This is a genomic window from Kribbella sp. NPDC051770 (genome assembly GCF_040681455.1).
Lineage (GTDB): Bacteria > Actinomycetota > Actinomycetes > Propionibacteriales > Kribbellaceae > Kribbella.
In genome coordinates, this window is record NZ_JBFAYT010000013.1 from 145561 (window position 1) to 170799 (window position 25239).

A 25239-nucleotide genomic window follows, 5' to 3' on the forward strand; every position below is an offset into this window, starting at 1 on the left:
ACTGTATGCCTGTCGTCAGCGCCGGTACTCCTCCGCGAACGCCTCCAGCGGGTCGCCGCTGTAGGCCCAGGGCAGCGTGCCGACCCGGTTGAACATCGCGTCGGCCGACGCCCGCCCGGCGTCGCGGTGGTTCTTCAGCAGGTAGGCGTAGTAGTTGTGGGCGTCCAGGTCGGGCGCCTCCGGCGTACGGCCTGGCTGCAGCCACTTCTCGCGCGCCGCGATCAACGGATCGGCCCAGGTGTTGGCCAGCTTTGTCGCCGCCGCGATCTTCTTCACCGCGCCCGCATCGGTGAAGCTGAACACGTGCAGCCGCGCCTCGGTCACCGCCTTGGCCAGTACGCCGCCCAGCACGCTCCCCGGCGCCGCCTTGTCCGCCGTCTCCGCCCCGAACGCGAGCATGTCCTCGACGCTGGTGCCGTACCACTTCGGGGCGATCGCGTGCACCTTGTTGCCGTGCGCGGCGTAGCTGGCGGGGTGCCGCGCGATCGCCTCCTGGAACAACGCCTCGTGCGTGTCCAGGTTGGCTCCGAGCCCGATCGCCACCCACTGGTAGACCGTCCACGGCGTCGGGTCGTCCGGAGCGACGTCGATCGCCAGCTCGACCACCTCGTGCGCGGTCCGCAGGATCCGGTGGAAGGTCTCGGCCTGCTGCTCCGACACGTCCTTGGCCCTGCGGCCGGTCCGCACCTCCCAGCCTTCGAGCACCAGCGTCTGCGCCAGCCACAGCAGCAGCTCGGGGTCCTTGCCGCCGACCTCCTCCAGCCGCGCCTCGAGCTGCTCCGACCGGCCCTTGGCCGCCTCCGACAGTCCGCCGTTCCAGACCGCTCGCCGGTCCCCGGTCTGCGCCTTGAACCCGGCCAGCGCGGTGTCCAGGTCGCCCGCCTCGACGGCCGCGACCGCGACGTCCAGCTCCCGGTCGGCCCAGGTGCGGTCGAGGATCAGCCCGTCGGTCTGCGGACGGCGCTTGGTCCGCGAGAAGATTCCCATCGCGCCAGCCTAGGGCTCCTGGCGATCCCGACTCGGCACTCTTGCAGCTTGCTGCAGAACCCTTGACGCGCAGGGGCTTCAGCCCAGCCGGAACCGCCCGGACGCGACCGCTTCGCGGACCGCCGCGGCGGTCTGCTCGGCGTCCAGCGTGGTGGTGTCGATGACGTGCTTCTCGTACTCGCCGAGGTCCTTGAACGCGTCGTACAGGCCGGTGATCGCCTCGACGTCCTTGAGCTCGGTGTCGGCGCGGTCCCGGGCCCGCTGCAGCGTCGTCTCCAGGTCGGGCCGCAGCACGACGTACGAGACCGGCAGCTGGTCCGCGACCGCCCGGAACGGCTTCAGGAACCACGGGCCGATCACGCCGTCGACGACGATGTCGTACCCCCCGCGGGCGTACGTCGAGGCGGTGGCGACGATCGCGTCGACGACCACCTCGTTCTGCTTCTGGGCTCCCGGCATGTACGGCGCGACGAAACCGGTCTTGATCGCCCGGTAGTACAGGTCGGTGGTCAGGTGCGCGGCCGGCTTGGCGGCGTCGGTCGCGACGAGCGCGGCCACGGTCGTCTTGCCCGCGCCGGGCGAACCGGTCAGCAGGATCACGTGCCCAGTCATGCGGTGACGCTAGCGGTTGGTTCTCCTCAGCAACAGTCCCTTTCGTCAGCCGCCCGCCACGCTCGGCAGCACCAGCAGTTCGGCGTCGTCGGGCAGCTGCGTGTCGAGGCCGTCGAGGTCGCGGATGTTGTCGTTGCCCAGGTACACGTTGACGTGCCGGCGCAGCGCGCCCTGCTCGTCGGTCAGCCGGCGTCGAAGCGCCGGGTGCTCGCGCTCGAGCTGCGCGAACGCCTCGCCGACCGTCGTCGCCTCGATCGCCACCTTCTCGTTGCCACCGGCGAACGCCTGCAGCACCGTCGGCAGCTTCACCCGGACCGTCACAGCACGGCCGCGCGAACGCTCAGTACGTCGGGCAGGTGCCGGGCAACCTCGGTCCAGCTGTCGCCCGCGTCGGCGCTCGCGTAGACGCAGCCGTCGCGCGTACCGACGTAGACGCCGGCCGGCGTACCGGTGTCGGTGCAGAGCGCGTCCCTGAGCACCGGCGCGTACGACGGGACGTCGGGCAGGCCCTTGGTCAGCGGCTCCCAGGTCGCGCCGGCATCGCGGGACCGGTAGACGCGGCACTTGGCGTCGGTCGGGATCCGGTTGCCGTCGGCCACCAACGGGAAGACGTAGACGGTCTCCGGCTCGTGCGGGTGGACGGCGATCGGGAAGCCGAAGTCCGAGGGCAGCCCGTCGGCGATCGACTTCCAGATCGCGCCGCCGTCGTCGGAGCGGTAGACGCCGTGGTGGTTCTGGGCGAACATCCGCTCCGGCATCGCCGGGTGCCCGGCGAGCTTGTGCACGCACTGGCCGAACTCCGGGTCCGGGTCGGGCATGAAGTACGCCTTGATGCCGTGGTTGGCCGGCGCCCAGGTCTGCCCGCCGTCGGCGGTCTGGTAGACGCCGCCGGTCGACATCGCGACGCTGACCCGCGCGGGATCGGTCGGATGCGGGAGCACGGTGTGGATCGCCTGGCCGCCGAAACCGGCGCCCCAGTCCTTGCGGTGCGGGTGGTCCCAGAGGGCGCGGACGAGCTCGAAGGTGACGCCGCCGTCGGTCGACTTCCACAGCGAGCTCGGCTGCGCACCGGCGTACACGACGCCCGGCTGGTCGGCCGGGGCCGGCTGGATCTGCCAGACCCGCTCGACCGAGGCGTCGGCGTCCTTCGGGAAGCCGATCGAACCCTCCGGCGGCTCGGCCCAGGTCTGCCCGAGGTCGTCGGAGTGGAAGACGGCCGGGCCCCAGTGCTCGCTCGTCCCGCCCGCGAACAGCCGCGGCCGGTCGCCGCGGGTGTCGACCCCGACGGAGTAGATGCCCTGCATCTCGAAGTGCGGCCCGTCGAGCGTCCAGAGCCGCCGGTCGGCGTCGCTGCGCCCGATCCAGAGCCCCTTCTTGGTCCCGATCAGCAGTACGGCCTCGGACATCCTCGTCCTCCAGTTCGGTTGTGTCGCGGCGTTCGGCCGCCGCCAGTTACCGCGGCGGCCCCGCCACCACGTTGATCAAGGGTTCGTTCTTCACGTACCGGTCGAGCTGAGCCTTCACCAGCCGCGCCACCCGCGGCGGAAACGCCGTCGACGCCCCGCCCCGATGCGGGATGATCAGCACGTTCGGCGCCGACCACAACGGATGTCCCGCCGGCAACGGCTCCGGATCGGTCACGTCCAGCGCGGCCCGGATCCGCTTGCTGTTCAGCGCGGCCACCAGGTCGTCGGTGTTCACCACGACCCCGCGCGCGACGTTGACCAGCAACGCCCCGTCCTTCATCCGATCGATGAACGCGGCATCGACCAGCCCCTTCGTCTCCTCCGTCGCCGGCGTCAGCAGCACGACCACGTCCGCCTTCGGCAACAACTCCGGCAGCTCACTGATCGGGTGCACACCCTCCCGCGCCCGCCGCGCCACCCGGATGACGTCGCACTCGAACCCGGCCAGCCGCCGCTCCAGCGCCTCCCCGATCGACCCGTACCCGAGGATCAGCACGGTCCGATCGGCCAGCGAGTCGTCGATCCCCGCATCGGCCGGCCAGATCCCCTGCTGCTGGTTCGCGACCGCCAGCGGGATCCGCCGGTACGACGCCAGGATCAGCCCGACCGCCAGCTCCGCCGTCGACGCGTCGTGCACCCCGCGCGCGTTGCACAGCGTCACGCCGTCCGGCAGGAACGGCAGCACGTTCTCGAACCCGGCCGTCTGGGTCTGCACGACCTTCAGGTTCGGCATCTGCGCGATCACCTCGACCACCTGGGAGCTGCCCATGTAGCTGGGCACGTAGAACTCCACCTGGTCGGCCTCGGGCGGCAACTCGCCACCGGCGTAGTACGTCGCCTCAACCCGCTGCGGAAGCCCGCCGAGGAACCCGTCCGGGTCCTCCCACGGGAGCCATGTGATCACCGAATCAGCCATAGGCCGAACCTACTCGCCCCCACCGACACGCGGCGACCGTCCGGTGATCCCCACGAGACGGTCGAGCAGCGCGGCCCGCTCGTCCACCTTCACCGGCGTACCCCACAGCTCCGGTACCGGCGGCTCGTCCAGAAACGTCGCGACGTGCTCGTAGCACGCCCGTACGGTCTCCTCCGGCAGCACGAGCTCCTGCCCGGTCGCCCGCGCCAGGTCCCAGCCGTGCACGACCAGCTCGGTGAGCGCGATCCGGCCCCACTCGGCGTTGCTGAGGCCGAGCCCGGCGAGCTCGGACGACCCCTCCCACGCCTGCGGCGCGGCCCACGCCGTACCGACTTGCTCGACGCGGTGCTTCAGCGTCTCCCGCCAGCGGTCCGCACCAGGCGTGAGCGGCTCCCCGTCCACTCCCCCGAACCCGCGCGCCGCCTCGTCGACGTGCACCAGCAGCTCCGCCACCGAGTACTCGTCGCACGGCGTCGCCGCGCTCAGGTCGCTGTCGGTGATCCCCGCCACGACCGCGTTCAGCGCCCGTCCGGCCGGCCTCAGATCGATCATCTGTTCCTCCTCGTGTCAGGGGCGACGTCGGAGCGGGTTGCGGCGTCTCGACATCCGGTTGCAAAAAATTCTCCTGCCCGTTGTTCGAACGTCGTCGTACTCTGACAAGGTGCCTTCGACATCGGGTTCGACCTCGACTGTGGAACACGATCAGGCGGTCGGACGTCTCCGAGCGTCCTACCAGCGCATTCCCCCCGGGGAGCCGGTCCGCCTGGCCAAGCGCAGCTCCAACCTCTTCCGCCCCCGAACGGCCGTCGAGACTCCCGGCCTGGACGTCTCCGGCCTGACCGGCGTCCTCTCGGTCGATCCCGAGGCGCGCACCGCCGACGTCCAGGGCATGTGCACGTACGAGGACCTGGTCGCCGCGACGCTCCCGTACGGGCTGACGCCTCTCGTCGTGCCTCAGCTGAAGACCATCACGCTCGGCGGCGCGGTGAGCGGCCTCGGCATCGAGTCGTCGTCGTTCCGCGCGGGACTGCCGCACGAGTCGGTGCTCGAGCTCGACATCCTGACCGGCGCCGGCGAGGTGGTCACGGCCCGCCCGACCGGCGAGCACGCAGCGTTGTTCCGCACGTTTCCGAACTCGTACGGCTCGCTCGGCTACGCCACCCGCCTGCGGATCGAGCTCGACCGCATCTCGCCGTACGTCGCGCTGCGGCACGTGCGGGTCGAGCTGGACGCGCTGGCGCCGGCTCTTGGCTCGATTGTTGCCGAGGGCACGTACGACGGCGAGCCCGTGCACTTCGTCGACGGCGTCGCCTTCAGCCCGACCGAGGCGTACCTGACGCTCGGCCGCAACAGCGACGCCGCCGTACCGACGAGCGACTACACCGGCCAGCAGATCTACTACCGCTCGCTCCAGCAGCGCTCCACGGATTTCCTCACCGCCCACGACTACCTGTGGCGCTGGGACACCGACTGGTTCTGGTGCTCGGCCGCCTTCGGCGCCCAGAACCGCTGGATCCGCCGCCTCTGGCCTTCGAGGCTTCGCCGCAGCGACGTCTACCACCGCATCGTCGGCTTCGAGAACCGCCACGGCTACGCCGCCCGCCTGAACCGCCGCCGCGGTTTGGGGGACCGTGAGCGCGTCGTCCAGGACGTCGAGATCCCGCTGGACCGCCTCGCCGACTTCCTCCGCTGGTTCGACACCGAAGTCGGCATGCGCCCGGTCTGGCTGTGCCCTCTGAGGTTGCGCGGCGCCGACACCTGGCCGCTGTATCCCCTGGACGCCGGCGTCACCTACGTCAACGTCGGCTTCTGGGGCACCGTGCCGATCGCGCCCGGCGCGTCCGACGGCGACGTCAACCGCCGTATCGAGTCCGCCGTCGCCGACTTCGGCGGCCACAAGTCCTTGTACTCCGACGCCTACTACGACCGAGACACCTTCGACCGCCTCTACAACGTCCCGGCCCTCACCGCGGTGAAGAACCAATACGACCCCGACGCCCGCCTCACCGGGCTCTACGAAAAGGCGGTAACGCGCCGATGACCACCCTCGCCACCCAGATCTCGATCGCCCAGGCCCTCACCACGGTCGCCCCCGAAGGCCTCCCCTTCCGCTTCACCGCCTACGACGGCAGCGCCACCGGCCCGTCCGACTCCCCCATCCACATGCACCTCCCAACGGAACGCGGCCTCTCCTACATCCTGACCGCCCCCGGAGACCTGGGCCTGGTCCGCGCCTACGTCCAAGGCGACCTGGAAATCACCGGCGTCCACCCCGGCAACCCCTACGAGCTCATGCGCATGATGCTCAACCAACTCCACTTCGAACGCCCGACCCCGTCGGAAGCTCTGCGCATCGTCCGAGGCCTCGGCTGGTCCCACCTCAAGCCCCCGCCGCCGCCCCCTCAAGAACACCTCCCAAAGTGGCGCCGAACCTTCGAAGGCCTCCGCCACTCCCGAACCCGAGACAAGGCGGCGATCCACCACCACTACGACGTCTCGAACACGTTCTACGAGTACGTTCTGGGCCCGTCGATGACCTACACCTGCGCCGTCTACCCCACTGCCTCTTCTACTTTGGAAGAAGCCCAGTTCGAGAAGTACGACCTGGTCGCCCGCAAACTGGACCTTCAATCCGGCCAACGCCTGTTGGACGTCGGCTGCGGCTGGGGCGGCATGGTCCGCCACGCCGCCCGCGAGTACGGCGTACAAGCCCTGGGCGTCACCCTGTCGGCCGCCCAAGCCGAATGGGCCACCAAAGCCATCAAAAAAGAAGGCCTCGAACACCTCGCCGAAGTCCGCTTCCTCGACTACAGAGACGTAGCAGAGCGAGACTTCGACGCCATCAGCTCCATCGGCCTCACCGAACACATCGGCGTCCGCAACTACCCTTCCTACTTCTCTTTTCTCTTGGATCGTTTGAAGCCAGGCGGCAGGCTCCTCAACCACACCATCACCCGCCCCGACAACCGCTTCCGCTCCACCGGCGCCTTCATCGACCGCTACATCTTCCCCGACGGCGAACTGATCGGCTCCGGTCGCATCATCCTCGAAGCCCAAGACGCCGGCTTCGAAGTCCGCCACGAAGAAAACCTCCGAGAGCACTACGCGTTGACGCTGGCAGGCTGGTCAGCCAACCTCGAATCCCACTGGGATGAAGCAGTATCCGAAGTCGGCTACCCCACCGCCAAAATCTGGGGCCTCTACCTAGCAGCCTGCCGAGTAGGTTTCGAACGCAACAACACCCAACTCCACCAAATCCTCGCGGTAAAACTCGACGACCAGGCCAACGCCCACTTCCCGCTACGTCCGACCTGGGGAAGCTGATTCAGCCGAGGTGATCCTGGCCAGTTGCGGCTCCGGAGTTGTCCCCCGGAGCCGCAAGAAGGAGTCCGAAGCCGCGTCTCCTCAGCAGCGGATCGGTAGCCTACGTTTTCATCGCAGCCAACCGGCCGCCCGATCGATCAGACCAACCTGACCTGCACCTTCCAGTCGCTCCTCCACCGGGACGGACTCCGTCGCATACGCTTCCACGACCTCCGCCATTCCACCGCCACCTCTACGCCCACGTACGCATCCGCCTCGAGCGCCAAGCCCTCGACGCCCTCGACCAACTCCCCTGAACCACCCACGGCAACTATTGCCGTCAGAGCCGGCTATACGTCGTACGGATAGAGATGGATTTCGGGAGTCCGGAATGAGATCAAATCGCCTACGGAGAGCTCCGATCGTCGATCAGTAATCTCAGCCAGAATGACACCAGCTCCCACTCTCAGCTCTACGACCGGATCATCATCACTACCGCACGCGATAACTTCTCCTACAACCAACACGGCGAAAGAATCTTCCACGATGCCCGATAGGGATGTGGAGGCTGAAGCGCTAGGCACCCATTCCACAACCTCTTCAGGGACCTCAACTTCCACGTCGAATTCCGCCACTTCGGCGGAGCGTGACCCCTTCCAGAAGCCGTTAGCCGTTCCGGAACCACACCTGAAGGACACGACCCCCTGCAAGGGATCCACGATTTCGAGAATTTCAATTCTCATTATCTCAGCCCCAAAGGAACGCGTTGCATCGTATTTCCGACAGTCCAAGTGTTGGTGACAGAGTTCCAATCCCAGGTTTCCACGTGGAAGTGGAATTTTGTAGGCTTACTGTTCATCTCATGGTCACCCACTCGAATAGTGACCGACGTCCGCGTCGTCTGCTCACTCAATGAGGCCTGCCACCGCTGAGAACCAGTTCGGGGCGCTTGCTTGGAGAGCCCCAGTCCAGGGCGTCGCGCAACAGACGGCTCACCTCGCCCTCGTCGACCGCCGATCCAGCCAGGTCGATCTCCACCACCCGCGGGATCTCGAGCACATCGGCATCCTCCGGCGTGAACTCCAAGGTCAACACACCCCCGCCGAGCCGCACCCTCGACAAGCACCCGTACGCCGAGAAGCCGCGCTCGGTCGACACACAGTAGGAATCCATCCCCAGCCGCACGTCCTGCTCGTCCGGCTCGTGCGTCGAGCGCTGCACCGAGAACGACCTCCGTTCACCGGCTTCGTCGGTCCCGGTGAACGCGACGTCGAGGATCTCCTCGTCCTCGCGGTCCTCGAAGAACCCGACCTCCACGGCGGTCAGTCGCATGTGATCACTCCTCCTGTTCGAACAGGGCTTGGTGGACTGTGACTTCGTCGTGGTCTGGTAGTGCCAGGTCGACGGTTGTTTCGAGATGGGCGGTGGAGAGTAGGCGGTAGCCGGCTGAGGTGATCGCTCGGTACGTCGTGAGCTCGTCGGTGGAGTGGCAGTCCTGCTCGGTGGTGAGGACCCGGTTGGGCGAGCGGGTCAGTACGGCGTACTGGCCGACCATGGAGAGTTGGATGATCAGCGCGGGCTCCAGCTCGAGGTGGAGGCGGAAGCAGACTTCGCAGTTGATGTCGGTGTCGTCCTGGATCGCAGCGAGGCGTTCGAGGTCGGTGAGGAGCTGCTGGGGCGGCCCGTTGTGGACGGCGGTGATCGGGAACCGGCGGCGTGGGTGTTGGAGGTCGCCGTACGCCGTCCACAGGTCGGCGGTGAGCTGCTTCCACTCGGTGGGGGTCCATGGTCGGATACCTGCTGCTGCGCGGTGGTTCATCAGCGACTTGTCGGTACGGAAGTCGGTGAATGCGCGGATGTCGTCGAGGGCGTCCTCGGCGATGCCGCCGAGCGCGGGATCGTCCAGCAGGCGCACGAGCCGCTCGACGACGTTCGGGCGTACGGCGCCGTCGAGGCGTGCCACGTGTCCTAGGCAGGTGGTCGCTAGGGCGCGGAGGTTCGGATCGCCTGCGGTGGAGGTGAGCTTCAGCAGGTAGCCCTGGAGCCAGTCGCGGTCTTCCACGTGATGGGTCAGGTCGAGCAGCGCTTGTGCCGCCTGCTCGCCGTTCGGGCCCTCGATCTGCTCCACGAGAGCGCGACGTCGACGGGAGTCCGCTGGCCCACGAACGCTCAACTCAGTCTCCTTCGAGATGGAGTTCGGTCGCACGGTCTGCCGCGCATGTCCGCGCCACCCGCAGCACATCGTCGAACACCTGCCGGTCGACCGTCGAACCGAGGCCGCGGACGACTCCCTCGACCTCGCTGATGAACTGGCTCATCTCGTCCGCCGTGAGGACCAGAGAGCCGTACGGTTTCACGCGCCCGAGCATCGGTGTGCAGCTGGTGACGCAGGCTTCGCTGAAGATGTCCTGCGGGTCGGCGACGACTTCTTCGACGAGGATCGGGCGCTTCTTGCCGCGCCGTACGAGGAGCACGTCAACGCCCATCGGTAGCGTCCGTCAGTCGGCCGTGGATCTCGCCCTCGCCTGCGTCGATCAGGTGAGCGATCGTCTGGAGGGTCTCCAGTGGAGTGAGGGTCGAGTTGTCGATGGGTGCTGACCACGACGACCGCTTGGCTCGCGCGTGCTGCAGTTCGCTGATGAGGTGAGCCGGCGACCGGTCGAGGTCGTTGGCCGTACGGCGGAGAACCGCCTCTTCGGTGGGCTCCAGCGTGACGTGAAAGACCCGACCGAGCCGCAGCAGCTCGGGGAGGATCGGGTTCAGGTCGACCGCGTCATGGATCGCGTTGCCGGCGATGAGGACGTTCTCGTAGCCGGCACCGAAGAACGACTCGGCGAGTTGGGCGCACTGGCGCAGTACGAGCGCGGCGCGGGCGTCGTCGTACGGGAGGTCCCAGCCGGGGTCGACCATGAGGAACAGTTGGTCGGAGTCGATCGCGGCGGTGCGGCCCCAGACGGCGAGCTTCTCGGCGTGGCTCAGGCGGAGCACGGTGGTCTTGCCGGAGCCGGCTGGGCCGGAGAGGAACACGGTTCTGGGCGTCAGGCCGGCGTCGGGGACGTGGGGCCTGGGCTGCATGAAGAGTGAGGGTAGTCGGGGGCGGCGCGGCTTTCGCGGGGTTTTCGGGGGTACTTCGGGATAGTGGGAGGGTTGTCGACCTGGAGGAGATGGCGTGCGTACTGCGGCTCTGGTGGTGGCGGTGGGGTTGTTGGCTGTTGGGTGCTCGGACGGGGACGACGGTGGGGCTGCGGCCTCGCCTTCGGCGTCGGGGAGCAGCAGCACTACGCCGTCGAGTACGCCGGTGCCGACTGGACAGCCGACGAGTAGTGCGCCGCAGGGGCCGGTGAAGTTGGAGGTCGCGGGGACGGTTGCCACCGGGATCGAGGTGCCTTGGGGGTTGGCGTTTCTGCCGGACCGGTCGGCGTTGGTGACCGAGCGGGACTCCGGGAAGGTGAAGCGGGTCGTCGGCAACACGGCGACCGAGGTGGGACGGGTCGACGGGGTCGATGCCTCGTCCGAGGGCGGGTTGTTGGGGATTGCTGTGGATCCGCAGTACCCGACGCGGCCGTACGTGTACGTGTACTACTCGACGGGTGAGGACAACCGGATCGCTCGGATGACCTATCAAGGCAACCGGCTGTCAGGGCAGCAGGCGATTCTCGAAGGGATTCCGATGGCTGCCGTGCACAACGGTGGGCGGTTGCGGTTCGGGCCGGACGGCTTCCTGTACGCCGGGACCGGCGACGGTAGTGACCGGCCGAACTCGCAGAACGACGACTCGCTGGGTGGGAAGATCCTGCGGATCACCACCGACGGGAAGGCGGCGCCGGGGAATCCGGGTGGGCGGGTCTGGTTCTCGAAGGGGCATCGCAACGTACAAGGGCTCGCGTTCGACAAGAATCAGCTGTACGCCGCCGAGTTCGGGCAGGACACCTGGGACGAGTTGAACGCGATCACCGCGGGCGCCAACTACGGGTGGCCCGGCGCGGAGGGGGTCAGCCGGCTGGACGGGATGGTGGACCCGATCGCGCAGTGGCGGACCGATGACGCGTCGCCGTCGGGGATCGCGTTCGCGCAGGGGCACGTGTTCATGGCGGGGCTCAGGGGTGAGCGGCTCTGGGCGATTCCTGTTGCCGACGGCAAGCGGACCGGCGAGCCGGTCGCGTTCTTCACGAACCGGTACGGGCGGCTGCGGACCGTCGAGGCGGCGCCGGACGGGTCGTTGTGGGTGACGACGTCGAACACCGACGGGCGCGGCGACGTACAGGACGGGGACGACCGGATCCTGAGGTTGACGATTACTCGCTGACGACGCATGCGATTACCTCTCACCTGGTACTAGTGGAAGGACCACACACTTCAGGGAGGGGAGACGTCGTGCCTCATCAGGCGCCACTGGAATCCAGCGTGATCACGTCGACGGAGCACTACTCGGACGCGGTGCGGACCGTCGAGCAGCTGAGGGCCTACGGGATGACCGGGCTCGAGATCACGGGCGCCGGCCTGCGGATGGTCGACAGACGCGGGGGTGAGGTCGCGAAAGCGAGCGGGGTCAGCGCGCTGAGCGGTGCGGCGCTGGGGCTGGCGCTCGGCGTGTTCGTGACGCTGGTCGCCGAGACGAGCATGACCGGGCTGGTCGTCGTGTTCTGGGGTCTCGTGTACGGCGCGATCCTGGGCGCGCTGACCGGCTTCTTCAAGGCGCTGGTGCGGAACCGGCCCGAGGCCCCGGCGAGCGAGGTGCGCCCGACGGAGTACGAGGTGCGCTGCGCGCCGAACGACGTCGCCGTGGCGCAGAAGCTGCTCAGCACTCCCCCGGACCTGCACCACCAGGAAGCCGCCTGACAACAGCAGGCCAACCGAACAGATGAGCCCCGGGTCGGACTCCCCCGGGGCTCATCGTTCGTTACTCAGGTCTCCGGAGCCCAGCCGCGGGCTCCGGAGCGCTCGGGTCAGATCCCGAGCTTGGCGTTCAGCAGCTCGCGGACCTTCGCTGCGTCACCCTTGCCGCGCAGATCCTTCATCACCGCGCCGATCAGCGCACCCGCCGCAGCCGGCTTACCGGAGTTGACCTTCTCGACCACGTCAGGGTTCGCCGCGATCGCGCGGTCGATGGCCTCGATCAGCGCCGAGTCGTCCGACACCAGCGCCAGCCCACGCGCGGCGACGATCTCGTCGATCGTCCCCTCGCCCTTGACCAGCCCGTCGATCACCTGACGCGCGAGCTTGTCGTTCAGCTCGCCCTTGTCGACCCGGGCCTGGACGTTGGACACGTCGACCGGCGTGACGCCGAGGTCGAGCAGGTCCTTGCCGGACTCGTTGGCCGCGCGCGCCAGCTCACCCAGCCACCACTTCTTCGCCGCAGCCGCCGAAACCCCGAGCTCGACCGTCCCGACCACGAGCTCGAGCGCCCCGCCGTTGACGACGTCGCGCATCTCCAGGTCGGTGAAGCCCCACTCCTCCTGCAACCGCGCGCGCCGCGTGGCCGGCGCCTCGGGCAGCGTCGCCCGCAGCTCCTCGACCCACTCCCGCGACGGCGCGACCGGAACGAGGTCGGGCTCGGGGAAGTACCGGTAGTCGTCGGCGTCCGACTTCTCCCGGCCCGACGTGGTGACGCCGGTGTCCTCGTGCCAGTGCCGGGTCTCCTGCAGCACCTTCTCGCCCGACGCCAGTACGGCGGCCTGCCGGGTGATCTCGTAGGTCACCGCACGCTCGACCGAACGGAACGAGTTCACGTTCTTGGTCTCCGTGCGGGTCCCCAGCACCGAAGACCCCGAAGGCTTCAGCGACACGTTCGCGTCGCAGCGCAGCGAGCCCTGGTCCATCCGGACGTCGGACACGTCGAGCGCGAGCAGCAGGTCGCGCAGCATGCTCACGTACGCGCGCGCCACCGCCGCGGCCTTGGCCGGCGGGACCTCGATCGTCTTGGTGACGATCTCGATCAGCGGGATGCCGGCCCGGTTGTAGTCGACCAGCGAGTGCGAGGCGCCGTGGATCCGGCCGGTCGCGCCGCCCACGTGGGTGGACTTGCCGGTGTCCTCCTCCATGTGCGCGCGCTCGATCTCGATCCGGTACGTCTCGCCGTCGACGACGACCTCGGTCCAGCCGTTGAACGCGATCGGCTCGTCGTACTGCGAGGTCTGGAAGTTCTTCGGCATGTCCGGGTAGAAGTAGTTCTTCCGGGCGAACCGGCACCACTCGGCGATCTCGCAGTTCAGCGCCAGGCCGATCTTGATCGCCGCCTCGACCGCCTTGGCGTTGACCACCGGCAGCGCGCCGGGCAGGCCGAGGCAGACCGGGCAGGTCTGCGTGTTCGGCGGCGCGCCGAACACGGTCGGGCAGCCGCAGAACATCTTCGACTTGGTGTTCAGCTCGACGTGCACCTCAAGGCCGAGCACCGGGTCGTACTGCGCGAGCGCATCCTCGATCGCGAAAACCGCCGCGGTCATCGGGCCACCTCCAGCTCCGGAGCCTTGGACATCAGGACGCCACCCCACTGGTCGGCCAGGGCGGCCTCGAGCGCGCCACCCACCTGGTAGAGCAGCTCGTCGCGCATCACCGGGGCCATCACGTGGAAGCCGACCGGCATCCCGTCCTCGTCGGCCAGGCCGCACGGGAACGACGCGGCCGCGTTGCCGGCCAGGTTCGACGGGATCGTGCACAGGTCGTTCTTGTACATCGCGATCGGGTCGTTGACCCGGTCGCCGATCGCGAACGCCGTGGTCGGCGTCGCGGGCGAGACCAGCACGTCGACCTGCTCGTAGGCCTTCTCGAAGTCGCGCGCGATCAGCGTCCGCACCTTCTGCGCCTGGCCGTAGTACGCGTCGTAGTAACCGCTGGACAGCGCGTGCGTACCGAGCATGATCCGGCGCTTGACCTCGGCACCGAAGCCGGCCTCACGGGTCAGGTTCATCACCCGCTCGGCGCTGTTCTCGCCGTCGTCGCCGACCCGCAGGCCGTACCGCATCGCGTCGAACTTGGCCAGGTTGGACGAGGCCTCGCTCGGCAGGATCAGGTAGTACGCCGGGAGCGCGTACTGGAAGTGCGGGCAGGACACCTCGACCACCTCGGCGCCGAGCTTGGTCAGCAGCTCGACCGCCTCGTGGAAGCGGGCCTCGACACCCGGCTGGTACCCCTCGCCGCCGAGCTCCTTGACGACACCGATCCGTAGGCCGGCCACGTCGGCGCGACGCGCCGCGTCGACGACCGCCGGCACCGGCTGGTTGATCGAGGTGGAGTCCATCGGGTCGTACCCGGCGATCACCTCGTGCAGCAGCGCCGCGTCGAGCGTCGTCCGCGCGCACGGGCCGGGCGTGTCCAGGCTGGAGGCGAGCGCGATCAGCCCGTACCGCGAGGTGCCGCCGTACGTCGGCTTGACGCCGACCGTGCCGGTGAACGCACCCGGCTGGCGGATCGAGCCACCGGTGTCGGTGCCGATCGCGAGCGGTGCCTCGTACGCCGAGATGGCCGCCGACGAACCGCCGCCGGAGCCGCCGGGGATCCGGTTCAGGTCCCACGGGTTGTGGGTGGTCCCGTACGCCGAGTTCTCGGTCGAGGACCCCATCGCGAACTCGTCCATGTTGGTCTTGCCGAGGATGACCACACCGGCCGCCTTCAGCCGCTGCACGACGGTCGCGTCGTACGGCGGCTTCCAGCCCTCGAGCATCTTCGACCCGGCGGTCGTCGGGACGCCGTCCTGGGTCAGCACGTCCTTCAGCGCCAGCGGTACGCCGGCCAGCGGGCCGAGCTTCTCGCCGGCGGCACGCTTGCCGTCGACGGCCGCGGCCTGGGCCAGCGCGCCCTCGGTGTCGACGTGCAGGAACGCGTGCACGGCACCGTCGACGGCGGCGATCCGGTCCAGGTGCGCCTGGGTGATCTCCACCGCGCTGGCCTCGCCGGACGTCATCAGCTCCGACAGCTCGGCGGCTGTCTTGCGGGTCAGGTCACCCATCAGTCCTCCTCCAGGATCCGCGGCACCCGGAAACGCTGCTCCTCCGCGGCCGGCGCGCCGGACAGGGCCTGCTCCGGCGTCAGGCACGGCACGTTCACGTCCGCGCGCATCACGTTGGTGAGCGGCAGGGCGTGCGAGGTCGGCGGGATGTCGTCCGCGGCCACCTCGCTGACCTGCCCGACCAGAGCGATGATCTGGTCGAGCTGAGGTGCGAGGTGGTCGAGCTCGTCGTCGGAGAGCTCGATCCGCGCCAGTCGCGCGAGGTGCGCGACTTCTTCGCGGGTGATCGATGGCATGAAGGGCATCCAATGTGTTCGGTCGCTGATCGAGCCGAAAAGAGACTCGTTGAGCCATCCTAGAGGTCCGTTGTGACGGCCGTGTTGCCTGCTGCCGGATGCTGTGGACAACCCGGTGCCGACGATCGGATCAGCACCTCGGGCGTGTCCCTTTGTGCCGCTCTGTAACATTGGCCGCGACAGGGCGTGACTTGCGTGTTCTTGGGCTGGGAGATGATCGTTCGGTGTTCCTGTTACGACTGATCATCCCGGACCGTCCCGGTTCGCTCGGTACCGTCGCGACCGCTCTCGGTGAGGTCGACGCCGACATCCACGCGATCGAGATCGTCGAGCACCGCCGTGAGAACGGCACCGCCGTCGACGACATCGTGGTCGACCTGCCGCCCGGCGTCCTGCCCGACCGTCTGGTCTCGGCCTGCAACAGCGTCGAGGGCGTCGAGGTGATCTGGTTCTCCCGGTACGGCGCCGGCGGCGGTCTGCACATGGACCTGGAGGCCGTCGAGCAGATGACCTCGGCCCCGACCGAGGCGATCGACATCCTGGTCGAGCAGGCGCCCTCGGTGCTGCACGCCGACTGGGCCGCGCTGCTGGACGGTACCGGCGGCGAGGTCAAGGTCGCGCTCGAGACCAGCGCGACGCCGGAGTTCGGTGACCTGGTCGGGCAGTGGCTGCCGCTGGAGAAGGCGACGACGCTGGCCGCGCCGGACCACAAGGGCCTGGTCGAGTCGGTGCTGGTCGCCGCGCCGCTGGAGTCCGACCGCCGGGTGCTGGTGATCGGCCGCCGCGGTGGTCCGGAGTTCCTCGGCTCCGAGGTCGCCCGGCTGAGCTACCTGGCCAACCTCGCCGTCACCATTCACGCCACGGCCTGACCTGACCGACAGACAGCACAAAGCCTCCCCACACCAGCAGGTGTGAGGAGGCTTTGTCAGTACGGGATCAGCGCAGTTCGAAGTACGCCAGTGCCCCGAGCCCGACGATGGCCAGGACGACGAGTCCGCAGGCCAGCGCGGTGATCAGGATCGCGGTGAGGTTCTTGCCGTCGGCCGGCGGGAGCTCGAACTGGGTCGGCCCCCAGGCGCCGCCGCCGTCGATGCGCTGCAGCGCCTCGGGCGGTGGCTTGGCCACCGCCCGCGACTCACGCTTCTCCGGCTCGAACTTCACCTGGTTCCTCAGACGTAGAACGACTCGTACGAGAACTCGACCGACCGCGACCCGTAGGAGTCGTCGGCGTCGGAGAGGATCTCCACCCGCCAGCCGGACACGTACGCAGTGTACGACTTGCCGTCGTTGCGGGCGTCGACGAACGCCTTCAGCGCCGCGACGTCCGGGCCCTTCAGCACGGCGAGCCCGTCGGCGAACACCGCCGTACCGCCGGCCTTCACGTCCTCGATGTCACCCGAGGCGCGCATCTGGAACGAGCGCAGCCCGCCGCCCTGCGAACCGAAGCCGAGCACCGACAGCGACCCGTACTTGCCGAGCGTCTTGCGGCAGGTCAGACCGGTCTTGCAGTCGTACTTCTTGGCCTTCAGCTCGGCGACCATCGACGCCTGGGTGGTCTGGAACTCCTTGCGCGGCAGGTCGAGCTCGTCCGCGCCGGACTTCTTGCCGCCGACCTGGATGGTGTCGCCGTTGTTGCGCAGCGAGAACTCGCCCCAGGTGCTGCCGACCTTCTGCGTCTTCTGTCCGTTCTTCACGGCCTGCTGGACCTTGGCCACCTCGGAACCGCCGAAGGTGTCGTTGCCGAGCGCCTGCAGCGCGGCGTCGAAGGTGACGCCCGCGTTGTTGACGTTGTCGTCGTTCGACGACTTGATCAGCACCGCGATGATCGTGCCGTCGGACTGGAACTGGAAGACCGTCTCGGCCTCGGTCGCACCGTCGATCTTGAAGCAGCCCCGGTGCGCACCCTGCGCCCCGTTGAACAGGTCGCTGCACTGGTACCCGTCGTTCTGCAGCTTGTCGGTCGCGGCCTTGGCCTGACCGGTCGCCTCACCGAGCTGACCGGCCGGCGGCGCGTCGGTCGGGTCGCCGGTCGGGTTCGGGCCGTCGGTCGGCTGCGAGGTGGTCGTGGTCGGCTGCGTCACCGGGTCGTCGTCGCCACCGAGCGCCTTGATGCCGACGAAAACGAGCAGGCCGATCACCAGGATGCCGACGATGCCGCCGCCGATGTACAGCGGCATCTTGTCCTTGCCGCCACCGGAACCACCCGGGCCGTTCGGCTGCCACGGCTGCTGGCCGCCCTGCTGCTGGTGCCAGCCCTGCTGCTGCGGCTTCTGCTGGCTCCAAGGCTGCTGCTGGTAGCCGCCACCGCTCTGCTGCTGGCCCCAACCCTGCTGCGGAGCCTGACCCGGCTGCTGCTGAGGCTGCTGGCCGGGCTGCTGACCCCAACCGCCCTGCTGCGGAGGCTGACCCTGCTGGGGCGGCTGACCCTGCGGAGGCTGAGGCTGCTGCCCCTGCTGCGGCGGACGCTGTCCCCAGCCACCACCGCCCTGGGGCGGCTGCTGTTGTCCCCAGCCACCTTGCCCCTGGTTTCCCCCTTGCTGCCCGCCCGGCTGGCCCCCCGGCTGCCCAGGACCCCACGGTCCTTGTGGCGGCGTAGTCATATTCGCTCCTTAGTGACCCACGTGTCGACGTGCAAAGTTAACAGTCCGACGGGCCAGGTCCCGCCACGGATCCATCGATCGGAAAATGCTTCGTACCAAGCGGAATCGCCGTACCGAGCTAGGCCAGATCTGCCCGCCGAGCCGGACGAGCTACGGCTCCGGGGTGGTCGCCACCTCGGCCGCCGCCTCGGCGCCCGACTCGATCAGCACCTGGAACCCGGCCGCGTCCAGCACCGGTACCCCGAGCTGAACCGCCTTGTCGTACTTCGAGCCCGGCGAGTCGCCGACCACCACGAACGAGGTCTTCTTCGACACCGACCCGGCGACCTTGCCACCACGGGACACGATCGCCTCGGTCGCCTCGTCCCGGCTGAATCCCTCGACCGTACCGGTCACCACGACCGACAGCCCGGTCAGCGTCTGCTCGACGGCCGGCCCGGTCCGCTCCTGGCGCATCTCGACCCCGGCGGCCTTCCACTTCCGCACGATCTCCTGGTGCCAGTCGACCTGGAACCACTCGATCACCGCGTGCGCGATGGTCGGCCCGACGCCCTCGATCTCGGACAGCTCCTCCTCGCTGGCCGCCTCGACCGCGTCGATGTCGTCGTACGCCGCCGCGAGCGCGGCGGCCGCGGTCGGGCCGACGTGCCGGATCGACAACGCGACCAGGCCGCGGGACAGCTGCTGCGTCTTGGCCGCCTCGAGGTTCGCAAGCAGCTTCTGCGCGTTCGCCGACAGCGCGCCGGCCTTGGTGGTGAAGAACGGGCTGCGCGCCAGCGCCTCCTCGGTGAGCGTGAACAGGTCACCCTCGTCGGTGATCAGCCCGCTGCCGATCAGCGCGTCGGCGGCCTTGAACCCGAGCACCTCGATGTCGAACGCCGACCGCCCGGCCAGGTGGAACAACCGCTCCCGCAGCTGCGCCGGGCAGGACTGGGCGTTCGGGCACCGGATGTCGATGTCGCCCTCCTTCATCGGCCGCAGCGTCGTCCCGCAGGACGGGCACTCGGTCGGCATCCGGAACGGGTACGCCTCCTTGGGCCGAAGGTCGATCACCGGTCCGAGGATCTCCGGGATCACGTCACCGGCCTTGCGCAGCACGACGGTGTCGCCGATCCAGACGCCCTTGCGCTCGACCTCCTGCGCGTTGTGCAGGGTCGCGAACTCGACCGTCGAGCCGGCCACCCGCACCGGCTCCATCACCCCGTACGGCGTGACGCGGCCGGTCCGCCCGACGTTCACCTCGATCGAGAGCAGCTTGGTGGTGACCTCTTCGGGCGGGTACTTGTACGCGATCGCCCAGCGCGGCGCGCTCGACGTGGAGCCCAGCGCGCGCTGCAGGTCGACCTCGTCCACCTTCACCACGACGCCGTCGATCTCGTGGTCGACCGAATGCCGGTTCTCCCCGTAGTACGCGATGAACTCGTTGACCTCGGCCAGCGTCTCGACGCGCCGGGCGCGGTCGCTGACCGGGAGCCCCCACGCCTTGAGCTGCTCGTACGCCTCCGACAGGCGGGCGATGTGATGACCGTCGACGCGACCCAGACCGTGCACGACGAAGCGCAGCGGGCGCTGGCCGGAGACCCGCGGGTCCTTCTGCCGCAGCGAGCCGGCCGCGCTGTTGCGCGGGTTCGAGAACGGGTCCTTGCCGGCCTCGACGAGCTTCGCGTTCAGCTGCTCGAAGTCCTCGACCCGGAAGTAGACCTCACCGCGGACCTCCAGGAACTCCGGCGGGTCGTCGGTGTCGAGCACCTCCGGGATGCTGTCGATCGTGCGCACGTTCAGCGTGACGTCCTCGCCGGTGGTGCCGTCGCCGCGGGTGGCGCCGCTGTCCAGGCGGCCGTTCCTGTAGACCAGGTCGAGGGCCAGCCCGTCGACCTTCAGCTCGCACATGAAGCCGCTGTCGTGGATCTGCTGGACGGTGACCTCACGCTCGAGCCGCTTGGCCCAGGCCTCCATCTGCTCGGCCGAGAACGCGTTGCCCAGGCTCTCCATCCGCATCGGGTGGGTCACCGGCGCGAACAGGGTCGAGATCGGTACGCCGACCTTCTGCGTCGGCGAGTCCGGCGTGCGCAGCTCCGGGAACTCCTCCTCGATGCCCTGCAGCTCGTGCATCAGCGCGTCGAAGTCGGCGTCGGAGATGGTCGAGGTGGACATGTAGTACCGGAAGCGGTGCTCCTCGATCTCCCGGCTCAGCGCGGCGTGCCGCTCGCGCACCTCGGGCGGCGCGGGGGGCTGGTCGGCGGCGTCGGTCTCCGGGATCTCCGTGCTCATGTGCAGAACTTACCGCCCGGCACCGACGTTTTCGGGCTCTTGCCGCTAAGCCTCGGCGGCTTCGCCGATGGCGTCGACCACGCCGCGCAGCAGGTCCAGGCGGGCGCGGGCGTCGGCCGGCGACGCAGAGGCAGCGAGCCCGCACGCTGGGGTGACGACGACCTGCTTCATCAGCTCCGGGTCCAGCCCGAGGTTGCGCCACGTCCTGACCAGCGGTGCGGCGGTCTGCTCCGGGTCGAGCAGCGGGCCGGTGGTGGCGACCAGTCCGGCGTACAGGGTGGTCTTGGCTTCCACTGCGATGGCGATCTGCTCCCAGGCGGGTTCTGTGAGCAGCGACACGTCCACCGCTACCCCCTCGGCTCCTGCCTTGGTGAACACCTCGATAGGCGGCCGGGCCGCGCAGCAATGCACCAGAGTCGTCGCTGGGTCTGCAGCCTCGACGACACGCGCCAGCAGCTCCACAGCTCCCGGCCCGTCGACCGAGCGGTGCTTGCTCCAACCGCTGGCCGTCGGCACAGCTCCAGCCAGCACGGCGGGGAGCGCCGGCTCGTCCAGCTGCACCAGCAGGTCCACACCGGGCACCCGGCGGCGTACCTCGGCCACCTGGGCGTTCACCCCATGCGCCAGCGCGTCAGCTAGGTCCCGGCGAGCGCCGTGGTCGGCCAGCACCTTGTCGCCGCGCGGCAGCTCGACAGTGGCCGCCAGCGTCCACGGCCCGGTGAACTGGAGCTTCAGCGGCCCGGTGTAGCCGGCGGCGTACTCCTCCAGGACGTCCAGGTCCTCCTCCAGCACGGACCGCGCCCGGCGCTGGTCCAGGCTCGACCGGGCGTCCGACCCACCCGTCAGCCTCCAGCCGGCCGGCTGGAGGTCCGCCGACAGCTCAGCCAGTACGGCGACCGCCCGGCTGAGCATGTCGCCGTACGGGCGCGCCGGCAGCTCCGGCAGGAAGGGGATGTCGACCGCGCCGAGCACCACCTTGGTCCACTCGCGGATGTCGTCCCCGGGCAGCGAGCCGAGACCTGTGGTCGTCATACGTTGACGGTGGCGCGCTGGACCGAGTCGATCGTGGCGGAGCCGATGACGCGCGTGCCGTCGTACAGGACGACGGCCTGGCCCGGTGCGACGGCAGCGGTCGGCTCGTCGAAGGTCACGTGCACCTGGTCGCCGTCGAGCCGAGCGGTGACTGCCACCTCGTCGCCGTGCGCTCGCAGCTGCGCCTTGACGCTCAGCACGTCGTCAGGCGCCGGGCCGCACCAGCGCGGCTTGGAGGCGACCAGGCTCTCCACGGCGAGCTCCTCGCGGGAGCCGACCGTGACCGTGCGGTCGACCGGGCTGATGTCGAGCACGAAGCGCGGCTTGCCGTCGGCAGCCGGCGTACCGATCCGCAGGCCCTTGCGCTGCCCGACGGTGAAGCCGTGGGTGCCGCTGTGCTCGCCGAGCTTGGTCCCGCTGCTGTCGACGATGTCGCCGGGAGCCGCGCCGAGCTTGTCGGCCAGGAACCCCGGCGTGTTGCCGTCGGCAATGAAGCAGATGTCGTGGCTGTCCGGCTTGGCCGCCACCGACAGCCCGCGCCGCTCGGCCTCGGCCCGGATCTCGGTCTTGACCGTGTCACCGAGCGGGAAGAACGCGTGCTGCAGCTGCTCCTGGGTGAGCACGCCGAGCACGTACGACTGGTCCTTGGCGTGGTCGACCGCGCGGTGCAGCTCGCGGCCGGAAGCGGTCTCGACGATCTGCGCGTAGTGGCCGGTCGCGACCGCGTCGAAGTCGAGCGCCAGCGCCCGCTCCAGGACCGCGCTGAACTTGACCTTCTCGTTGCAGCGCAGGCAGGGGTTCGGCGTGCGGCCGGCGGCGTACTCGGCGACGAAGTCCTCGACCACGTCGGCGTGGAAGCGCTCGGCCAGGTCCCAGACGTAGAACGGGATGCCGATCACGTCGGCGGCCCGGCGGGCGTCGCGGGAGTCCTCGACCGTGCAGCAGCCGCGGGCGCCGGTCCGGTACGACTGCGGGTTGCGGCTGAGCGCCAGGTGCACACCGACCACCTCGTGCCCGGCCTCGGCCATCCGCGCCGCCGCGACGGCGGAGTCGACCCCGCCGGACATGGCTGCGAGTACCCGCATCAGCTGTTCCTTCCCACGTTCTGCAGACCGGCGGACATCGCCCGCTCCACGACAGGCCCGATGGTGTCCAGTACGGCGTCCACGTCGGCCTGGCTGGACGTGTGCCCGAGGGTGAAGCGCAAGGAGCCGCGAGCGCGCTGGTCGTCGTACCCCATCGCGAGCAGCACGTGGCTGGGCTCGGCGACGCCCGCGTTGCAGGCCGACCCGGTGGAGACCTCGATCCCCCGGGCGTCCAGCAGGAGCAGCAGCGAGTCGCCTTCGCAGTCCTTGAACGACAAGTGTGCGTTACCGGGCAAACGGCCGAGCGGGTCGCCGGACAGCAGCGCGCCCGGGACGGTGCTGGTGATGCCCGCGATGAGCCGGTCGCGCAGCGCGATCAGGCGCTGCGACTCGTCGGCCTGGTGCTTGACGGCGTGCGCGGCCGCGACGGCGAACCCGGCGGTCGCCGGGGTGTCCAGCGTGCCGGACCTGACGTCGCGCTCCTGACCGCCGCCGTGCACGATCGGCACCAGCTGGGTCTCCTTGTGGACCACCAGCGCGCCGATCCCGTACGGGCCGCCGATCTTGTGCGCGGACACGGTCATCGCGTCGACGCCGAGCGCCGCGAAGTCCACCGGGACCTCGCCGACCGCCTGGACGGCGTCGGTGTGCACCGGGATGCCGTACTCCGCGGCGATCGCCGCGACCTCCTGGATCGGCTGCAGCGTGCCGACCTCGTTGTTGGCCATCATCAGCGTGACGAAGGACACCGTCGCCGGGTCCTGCTCGATCGCGGCCCGGACGTCGTCGGGCCGCACCCGGCCGAGCGTGTCGACAGGCAGCCAGGTCAGCTCGGCGCCCTCGTGCTCCGCCAGCCAGACCGCTGGGTCCAGCACGGCGTGGTGCTCGACGCCGCTGAGCAGGACGCGCCGCCGGCGCGGCTCCTGCTTGAGCCGCGCCCACCACAGGCCCTTGAGCGCGAGGTTGTCCGCCTCGGTGCCGCCGGAGGTGAACACCACCTCGCTCGGCAGCGCGCCGAGCGCCTCCGCGATCGTCTCCCGGGACTCCTCGACGGTCCGCCGCGCCGCCCGCCCCGATCCGTGCAGCGACGAGGCGTTGCCGGTGCGCCCGAGGTGCGAGGCCATCGCCTCGATCGCCGCGGGCAGCATCGGAGTCGTCGCAGCGTGATCGAGGTAGACCGTACGACGGCCGGAAGAGGTCATAACACCCTCAAGAGTAAGTCCTCTTCCGATGTTCCCGCGCAGCGTACCGTCCGGCTGCTTCGTCCCGGCGGACGAAATCGGCCCGGGCAGTCGTCGGCCACGACGAATACGCGCGCTCCCGGGCGTCCTAGCGTCGGCGCATGGCGACCCTGACTGAGATCGAGACGTGGCTGCACGACCAGTTGCCGGCGCTGCTGGCCGAGCACGAGGTCCCCGGCGCCGCTGTCGGCGTCCTGTACGGCGGTGAGGTGGTGGACCACGCTGCCGGGCTGCTCAGCAAGGCGACTGCCGTCGAGGCGACCGCCGACTCCGTGTTCCAGATCGGGTCGATCACCAAGGTGTGGACGACCACGCTGGTGATGCAGCTGGTCGACTCCGGCGACGTCGACCTGGACGTGCCGGTGCGCACCTACCTGCCCGAGTTCGTGCTGGGCGACGACGGGGCGGCGGCGAAGATCACCACTCGCCAGCTGCTCAGCCACACGGCCGGGTTCGAGGGCGACATCTTCAACGACACCGGCAAGGGCGACGACGCGGTGGAGAAGTACCTGGGCACTCTGGCCGAGGTCAGCCAGCTGTTCGGGCCGGGCGAGATGTTCTCGTACAACAACGCCGGCTTCGCGGTCCTGGGCCGCCTGGTTGAGGTGGTAAGCGGCAAGCCGTACGACGCCGTACTGCGGGAGCAGCTGTTCACGCCACTCGGTCTGGCGCATGCGGCGAGCGACCCGTACGAGGCGATCCTGCACCGGGCCGCCATCGGGCACCTGCGGCCGGCGCCGAGTGAGGCGCCGGTTCCTGCACCGGTCTGGGCGCTGACGCGGTCGATGGCTGCTGCTGGAGCGATGCTGGCGATGAGCCCGCGGGACCTGCTCGCGTTCGCTCAGCTGCACCTCGAGGGCGGCAGGGACGGCGTGCTGAGTGCTGCGAGCGTCGCAGCCATGCAGGAGCCGCAGGTGAAGCTGCCTGCGCTCGGGATGATGGGCGACTCCTGGGGGCTCGGCTGGGAGCTGTTCGACTGGGCCGGTACGACGGTGATCGGGCACGACGGCGGCACCATCGGCCAGAGCGCGTTCCTGCGCGTCGTACCGGAGCATGGGCTGGCCATCGCGTTGCTGACCAACGGCGGCGACGTGATCGAGGCGTACCGCGCGGTGTTCAGCCACGTGGCCAAGGAGCTCGCCGGGCTCGACCTGCCCGCGATGCCCACTCCCCCGGCCGCCGCTGTCGCCGTCGACGCCAGCCGGTTCCTCGGGACCTACACCTGTGACGCGCTGGACCTCACCGTCCGCCAGGACGAGGAGGGCCGGCTCTGGCTCGACCAGGTGCCGAAGGGGATCTTCGCCGAGCTCGGTCCGGCGCCGGAGCCGGTGGAGCTGGTCGGTCGCGACGAGCACAGCCTGATCGCGGTCAAGGCGGAGAACGGCCTGCACACCCCGCACGTCTTCCTCGGCGACGACGGCACCGGTCGCGCCCTCTACCTGCACAGCGGCCGCGCCCTGCGCCGCGCCTGACCTTCGGAGGCGA

The 25239-nt window shown here is 69.4% G+C and carries 26 protein-coding genes; 6 read left to right on the forward strand and 20 right to left on the reverse strand.

Features of this window, described 5'->3' with window-relative positions; all coding sequences use genetic code 11:
- Positions 1–15: 15 nt before the first annotated feature.
- From AB0M01_RS33290 to AB0M01_RS33315, 6 genes are all read right to left on the reverse strand, one after another.
- Positions 16–987, reverse strand: a complete 972-nt coding sequence (locus AB0M01_RS33290; protein WP_363676448.1) for a hypothetical protein — start codon at positions 985–987, stop codon at positions 16–18.
- Positions 988–1065: 78 nt separating this feature from the next.
- Positions 1066–1599: an AAA family ATPase gene (locus tag AB0M01_RS33295; RefSeq protein WP_363676449.1), complete on the reverse strand. Its 534-nt coding sequence runs from the start codon at positions 1597–1599 to the stop codon at positions 1066–1068.
- Positions 1600–1644: 45 nt separating this feature from the next.
- Positions 1645–1908, reverse strand: a complete 264-nt coding sequence (locus AB0M01_RS33300) for a ubiquitin-like small modifier protein 1 (protein WP_363676450.1) — start codon at positions 1906–1908, stop codon at positions 1645–1647.
- A gap of 8 nt (positions 1909–1916) precedes the next feature.
- Entirely contained in the window at positions 1917–3005 is a 1089-nt protein-coding gene (locus AB0M01_RS33305) for an exo-alpha-sialidase (protein WP_363676451.1), read from the reverse strand.
- 46 nt (positions 3006–3051) lie between these two features.
- Positions 3052–3981 (reverse strand): 2-hydroxyacid dehydrogenase, encoded by a 930-nt coding sequence (locus AB0M01_RS33310; protein ID WP_363676452.1) that lies wholly within the window; start codon positions 3979–3981, stop codon positions 3052–3054.
- 9 nt (positions 3982–3990) lie between these two features.
- Positions 3991–4533, reverse strand: coding sequence for a TIGR03086 family metal-binding protein (locus AB0M01_RS33315; protein ID WP_363676453.1), 543 nt, complete (start codon positions 4531–4533; stop codon positions 3991–3993).
- 109 nt (positions 4534–4642) lie between these two features.
- Between AB0M01_RS33315 and AB0M01_RS33320 the strand changes: the two genes are divergently transcribed.
- A complete protein-coding gene (locus AB0M01_RS33320; RefSeq protein WP_363676454.1) occupies positions 4643–6022 on the forward strand; it encodes an FAD-binding oxidoreductase in 1380 nt (459 codons plus the stop codon).
- Entirely contained in the window at positions 6019–7305 is a 1287-nt protein-coding gene (locus tag AB0M01_RS33325; protein WP_363676455.1) for a cyclopropane-fatty-acyl-phospholipid synthase family protein, read from the forward strand. The genes AB0M01_RS33320 and AB0M01_RS33325 overlap by 4 nt, the downstream gene beginning before the upstream one ends.
- Positions 7306–7634: 329 nt before the next feature.
- Here the strand turns inward: AB0M01_RS33325 and AB0M01_RS33330 are convergent, their stop codons facing one another.
- The 5 genes from AB0M01_RS33330 to AB0M01_RS33350 all read right to left on the reverse strand — a co-directional run bounded on the left by AB0M01_RS33330 (position 7635) and on the right by AB0M01_RS33350 (position 10359).
- Positions 7635–8027 (reverse strand): hypothetical protein, encoded by a 393-nt coding sequence (locus tag AB0M01_RS33330; RefSeq protein WP_363676456.1) that lies wholly within the window; start codon positions 8025–8027, stop codon positions 7635–7637.
- Between the two features lie 166 nt (positions 8028–8193).
- Positions 8194–8616: an Imm10 family immunity protein gene (locus tag AB0M01_RS33335; RefSeq protein ID WP_363676457.1), complete on the reverse strand. Its 423-nt coding sequence runs from the start codon at positions 8614–8616 to the stop codon at positions 8194–8196.
- A gap of 4 nt (positions 8617–8620) precedes the next feature.
- Positions 8621–9412, reverse strand: a complete 792-nt coding sequence (locus AB0M01_RS33340; protein WP_363676458.1) for a hypothetical protein — start codon at positions 9410–9412, stop codon at positions 8621–8623.
- Positions 9413–9458: 46 nt separating this feature from the next.
- Positions 9459–9770, reverse strand: coding sequence for a hypothetical protein (locus tag AB0M01_RS33345; RefSeq protein WP_363676459.1), 312 nt, complete (start codon positions 9768–9770; stop codon positions 9459–9461).
- Entirely contained in the window at positions 9760–10359 is a 600-nt protein-coding gene (locus AB0M01_RS33350; protein WP_363676460.1) for a hypothetical protein, read from the reverse strand. The genes AB0M01_RS33345 and AB0M01_RS33350 overlap by 11 nt, the downstream gene beginning before the upstream one ends.
- 94 nt (positions 10360–10453) lie before the next feature.
- On the opposite strand from AB0M01_RS33350, the gene AB0M01_RS33355 reads away from it, so the two are divergent.
- Together AB0M01_RS33355 and AB0M01_RS33360 are read left to right on the forward strand one after the other, a co-directional pair.
- Entirely contained in the window at positions 10454–11590 is a 1137-nt protein-coding gene (locus AB0M01_RS33355; protein ID WP_363676461.1) for a PQQ-dependent sugar dehydrogenase, read from the forward strand.
- Positions 11591–11688: 98 nt separating this feature from the next.
- Complete coding sequence (locus AB0M01_RS33360) at positions 11689–12123, forward strand: hypothetical protein (RefSeq protein WP_363676462.1); 435 nt, start codon at positions 11689–11691, stop codon at positions 12121–12123.
- Positions 12124–12230: 107 nt separating this feature from the next.
- Here the strand turns inward: AB0M01_RS33360 and gatB are convergent, their stop codons facing one another.
- Genes gatB through gatC form a run of 3 tightly spaced genes read right to left on the reverse strand, consistent with a single transcriptional unit; the run spans position 12231 to position 15525 of the window.
- Complete coding sequence (gatB, locus tag AB0M01_RS33365; RefSeq protein ID WP_363676463.1) at positions 12231–13727, reverse strand: Asp-tRNA(Asn)/Glu-tRNA(Gln) amidotransferase subunit GatB; 1497 nt, start codon at positions 13725–13727, stop codon at positions 12231–12233.
- Positions 13724–15229 (reverse strand): Asp-tRNA(Asn)/Glu-tRNA(Gln) amidotransferase subunit GatA, encoded by a 1506-nt coding sequence (gene gatA / locus AB0M01_RS33370; protein ID WP_363676464.1) that lies wholly within the window; start codon positions 15227–15229, stop codon positions 13724–13726. Before gatA ends, gatB begins: the two co-directional genes overlap by 4 nt.
- Positions 15229–15525: an Asp-tRNA(Asn)/Glu-tRNA(Gln) amidotransferase subunit GatC gene (gene gatC / locus AB0M01_RS33375; protein ID WP_363676465.1), complete on the reverse strand. Its 297-nt coding sequence runs from the start codon at positions 15523–15525 to the stop codon at positions 15229–15231. The genes gatA and gatC overlap by 1 nt, the downstream gene beginning before the upstream one ends.
- A gap of 224 nt (positions 15526–15749) precedes the next feature.
- Here gatC and AB0M01_RS33380 point away from each other — a divergent pair, with 224 nt between their 5' ends.
- Positions 15750–16394 carry an amino acid-binding protein gene (locus AB0M01_RS33380; protein ID WP_363676466.1) on the forward strand — a complete coding sequence of 215 codons (645 nt, stop codon included), beginning with the start codon at positions 15750–15752 and terminating at the stop codon, positions 16392–16394.
- A gap of 67 nt (positions 16395–16461) precedes the next feature.
- Here the strand turns inward: AB0M01_RS33380 and AB0M01_RS33385 are convergent, their stop codons facing one another.
- The 6 genes from AB0M01_RS33385 to AB0M01_RS33410 form a co-directional block, all read right to left on the reverse strand.
- The gene (locus AB0M01_RS33385) at positions 16462–16686 is read right to left on the reverse strand and encodes a hypothetical protein (protein WP_363676467.1); all 225 of its coding nucleotides are present in this window, start codon (positions 16684–16686) and stop codon (positions 16462–16464) included.
- 8 nt (positions 16687–16694) lie between these two features.
- Positions 16695–18125 (reverse strand): hypothetical protein, encoded by a 1431-nt coding sequence (locus AB0M01_RS33390; RefSeq protein ID WP_363676468.1) that lies wholly within the window; start codon positions 18123–18125, stop codon positions 16695–16697.
- A gap of 150 nt (positions 18126–18275) precedes the next feature.
- Positions 18276–20396: an NAD-dependent DNA ligase LigA gene (gene ligA, locus AB0M01_RS33395; protein ID WP_363676469.1), complete on the reverse strand. Its 2121-nt coding sequence runs from the start codon at positions 20394–20396 to the stop codon at positions 18276–18278.
- A 45-nt stretch (positions 20397–20441) separates the two neighbouring features.
- On the reverse strand, positions 20442–21428 hold the full coding sequence (locus AB0M01_RS33400) for a methionine synthase vitamin-B12 independent (RefSeq protein WP_363676470.1): 987 nt from the start codon (positions 21426–21428) through the stop codon (positions 20442–20444).
- On the reverse strand, positions 21425–22513 hold the full coding sequence (mnmA, locus tag AB0M01_RS33405) for a tRNA 2-thiouridine(34) synthase MnmA (protein ID WP_363676471.1): 1089 nt from the start codon (positions 22511–22513) through the stop codon (positions 21425–21427). The genes AB0M01_RS33400 and mnmA overlap by 4 nt, the downstream gene beginning before the upstream one ends.
- Positions 22513–23715 (reverse strand): cysteine desulfurase family protein, encoded by a 1203-nt coding sequence (locus AB0M01_RS33410; protein ID WP_363676472.1) that lies wholly within the window; start codon positions 23713–23715, stop codon positions 22513–22515. Before AB0M01_RS33410 ends, mnmA begins: the two co-directional genes overlap by 1 nt.
- Positions 23716–23855: 140 nt before the next feature.
- Between AB0M01_RS33410 and AB0M01_RS33415 the strand changes: the two genes are divergently transcribed.
- Entirely contained in the window at positions 23856–25226 is a 1371-nt protein-coding gene (locus AB0M01_RS33415; protein WP_363676473.1) for a serine hydrolase domain-containing protein, read from the forward strand.
- Positions 25227–25239: the final 13 nt, after the last annotated feature.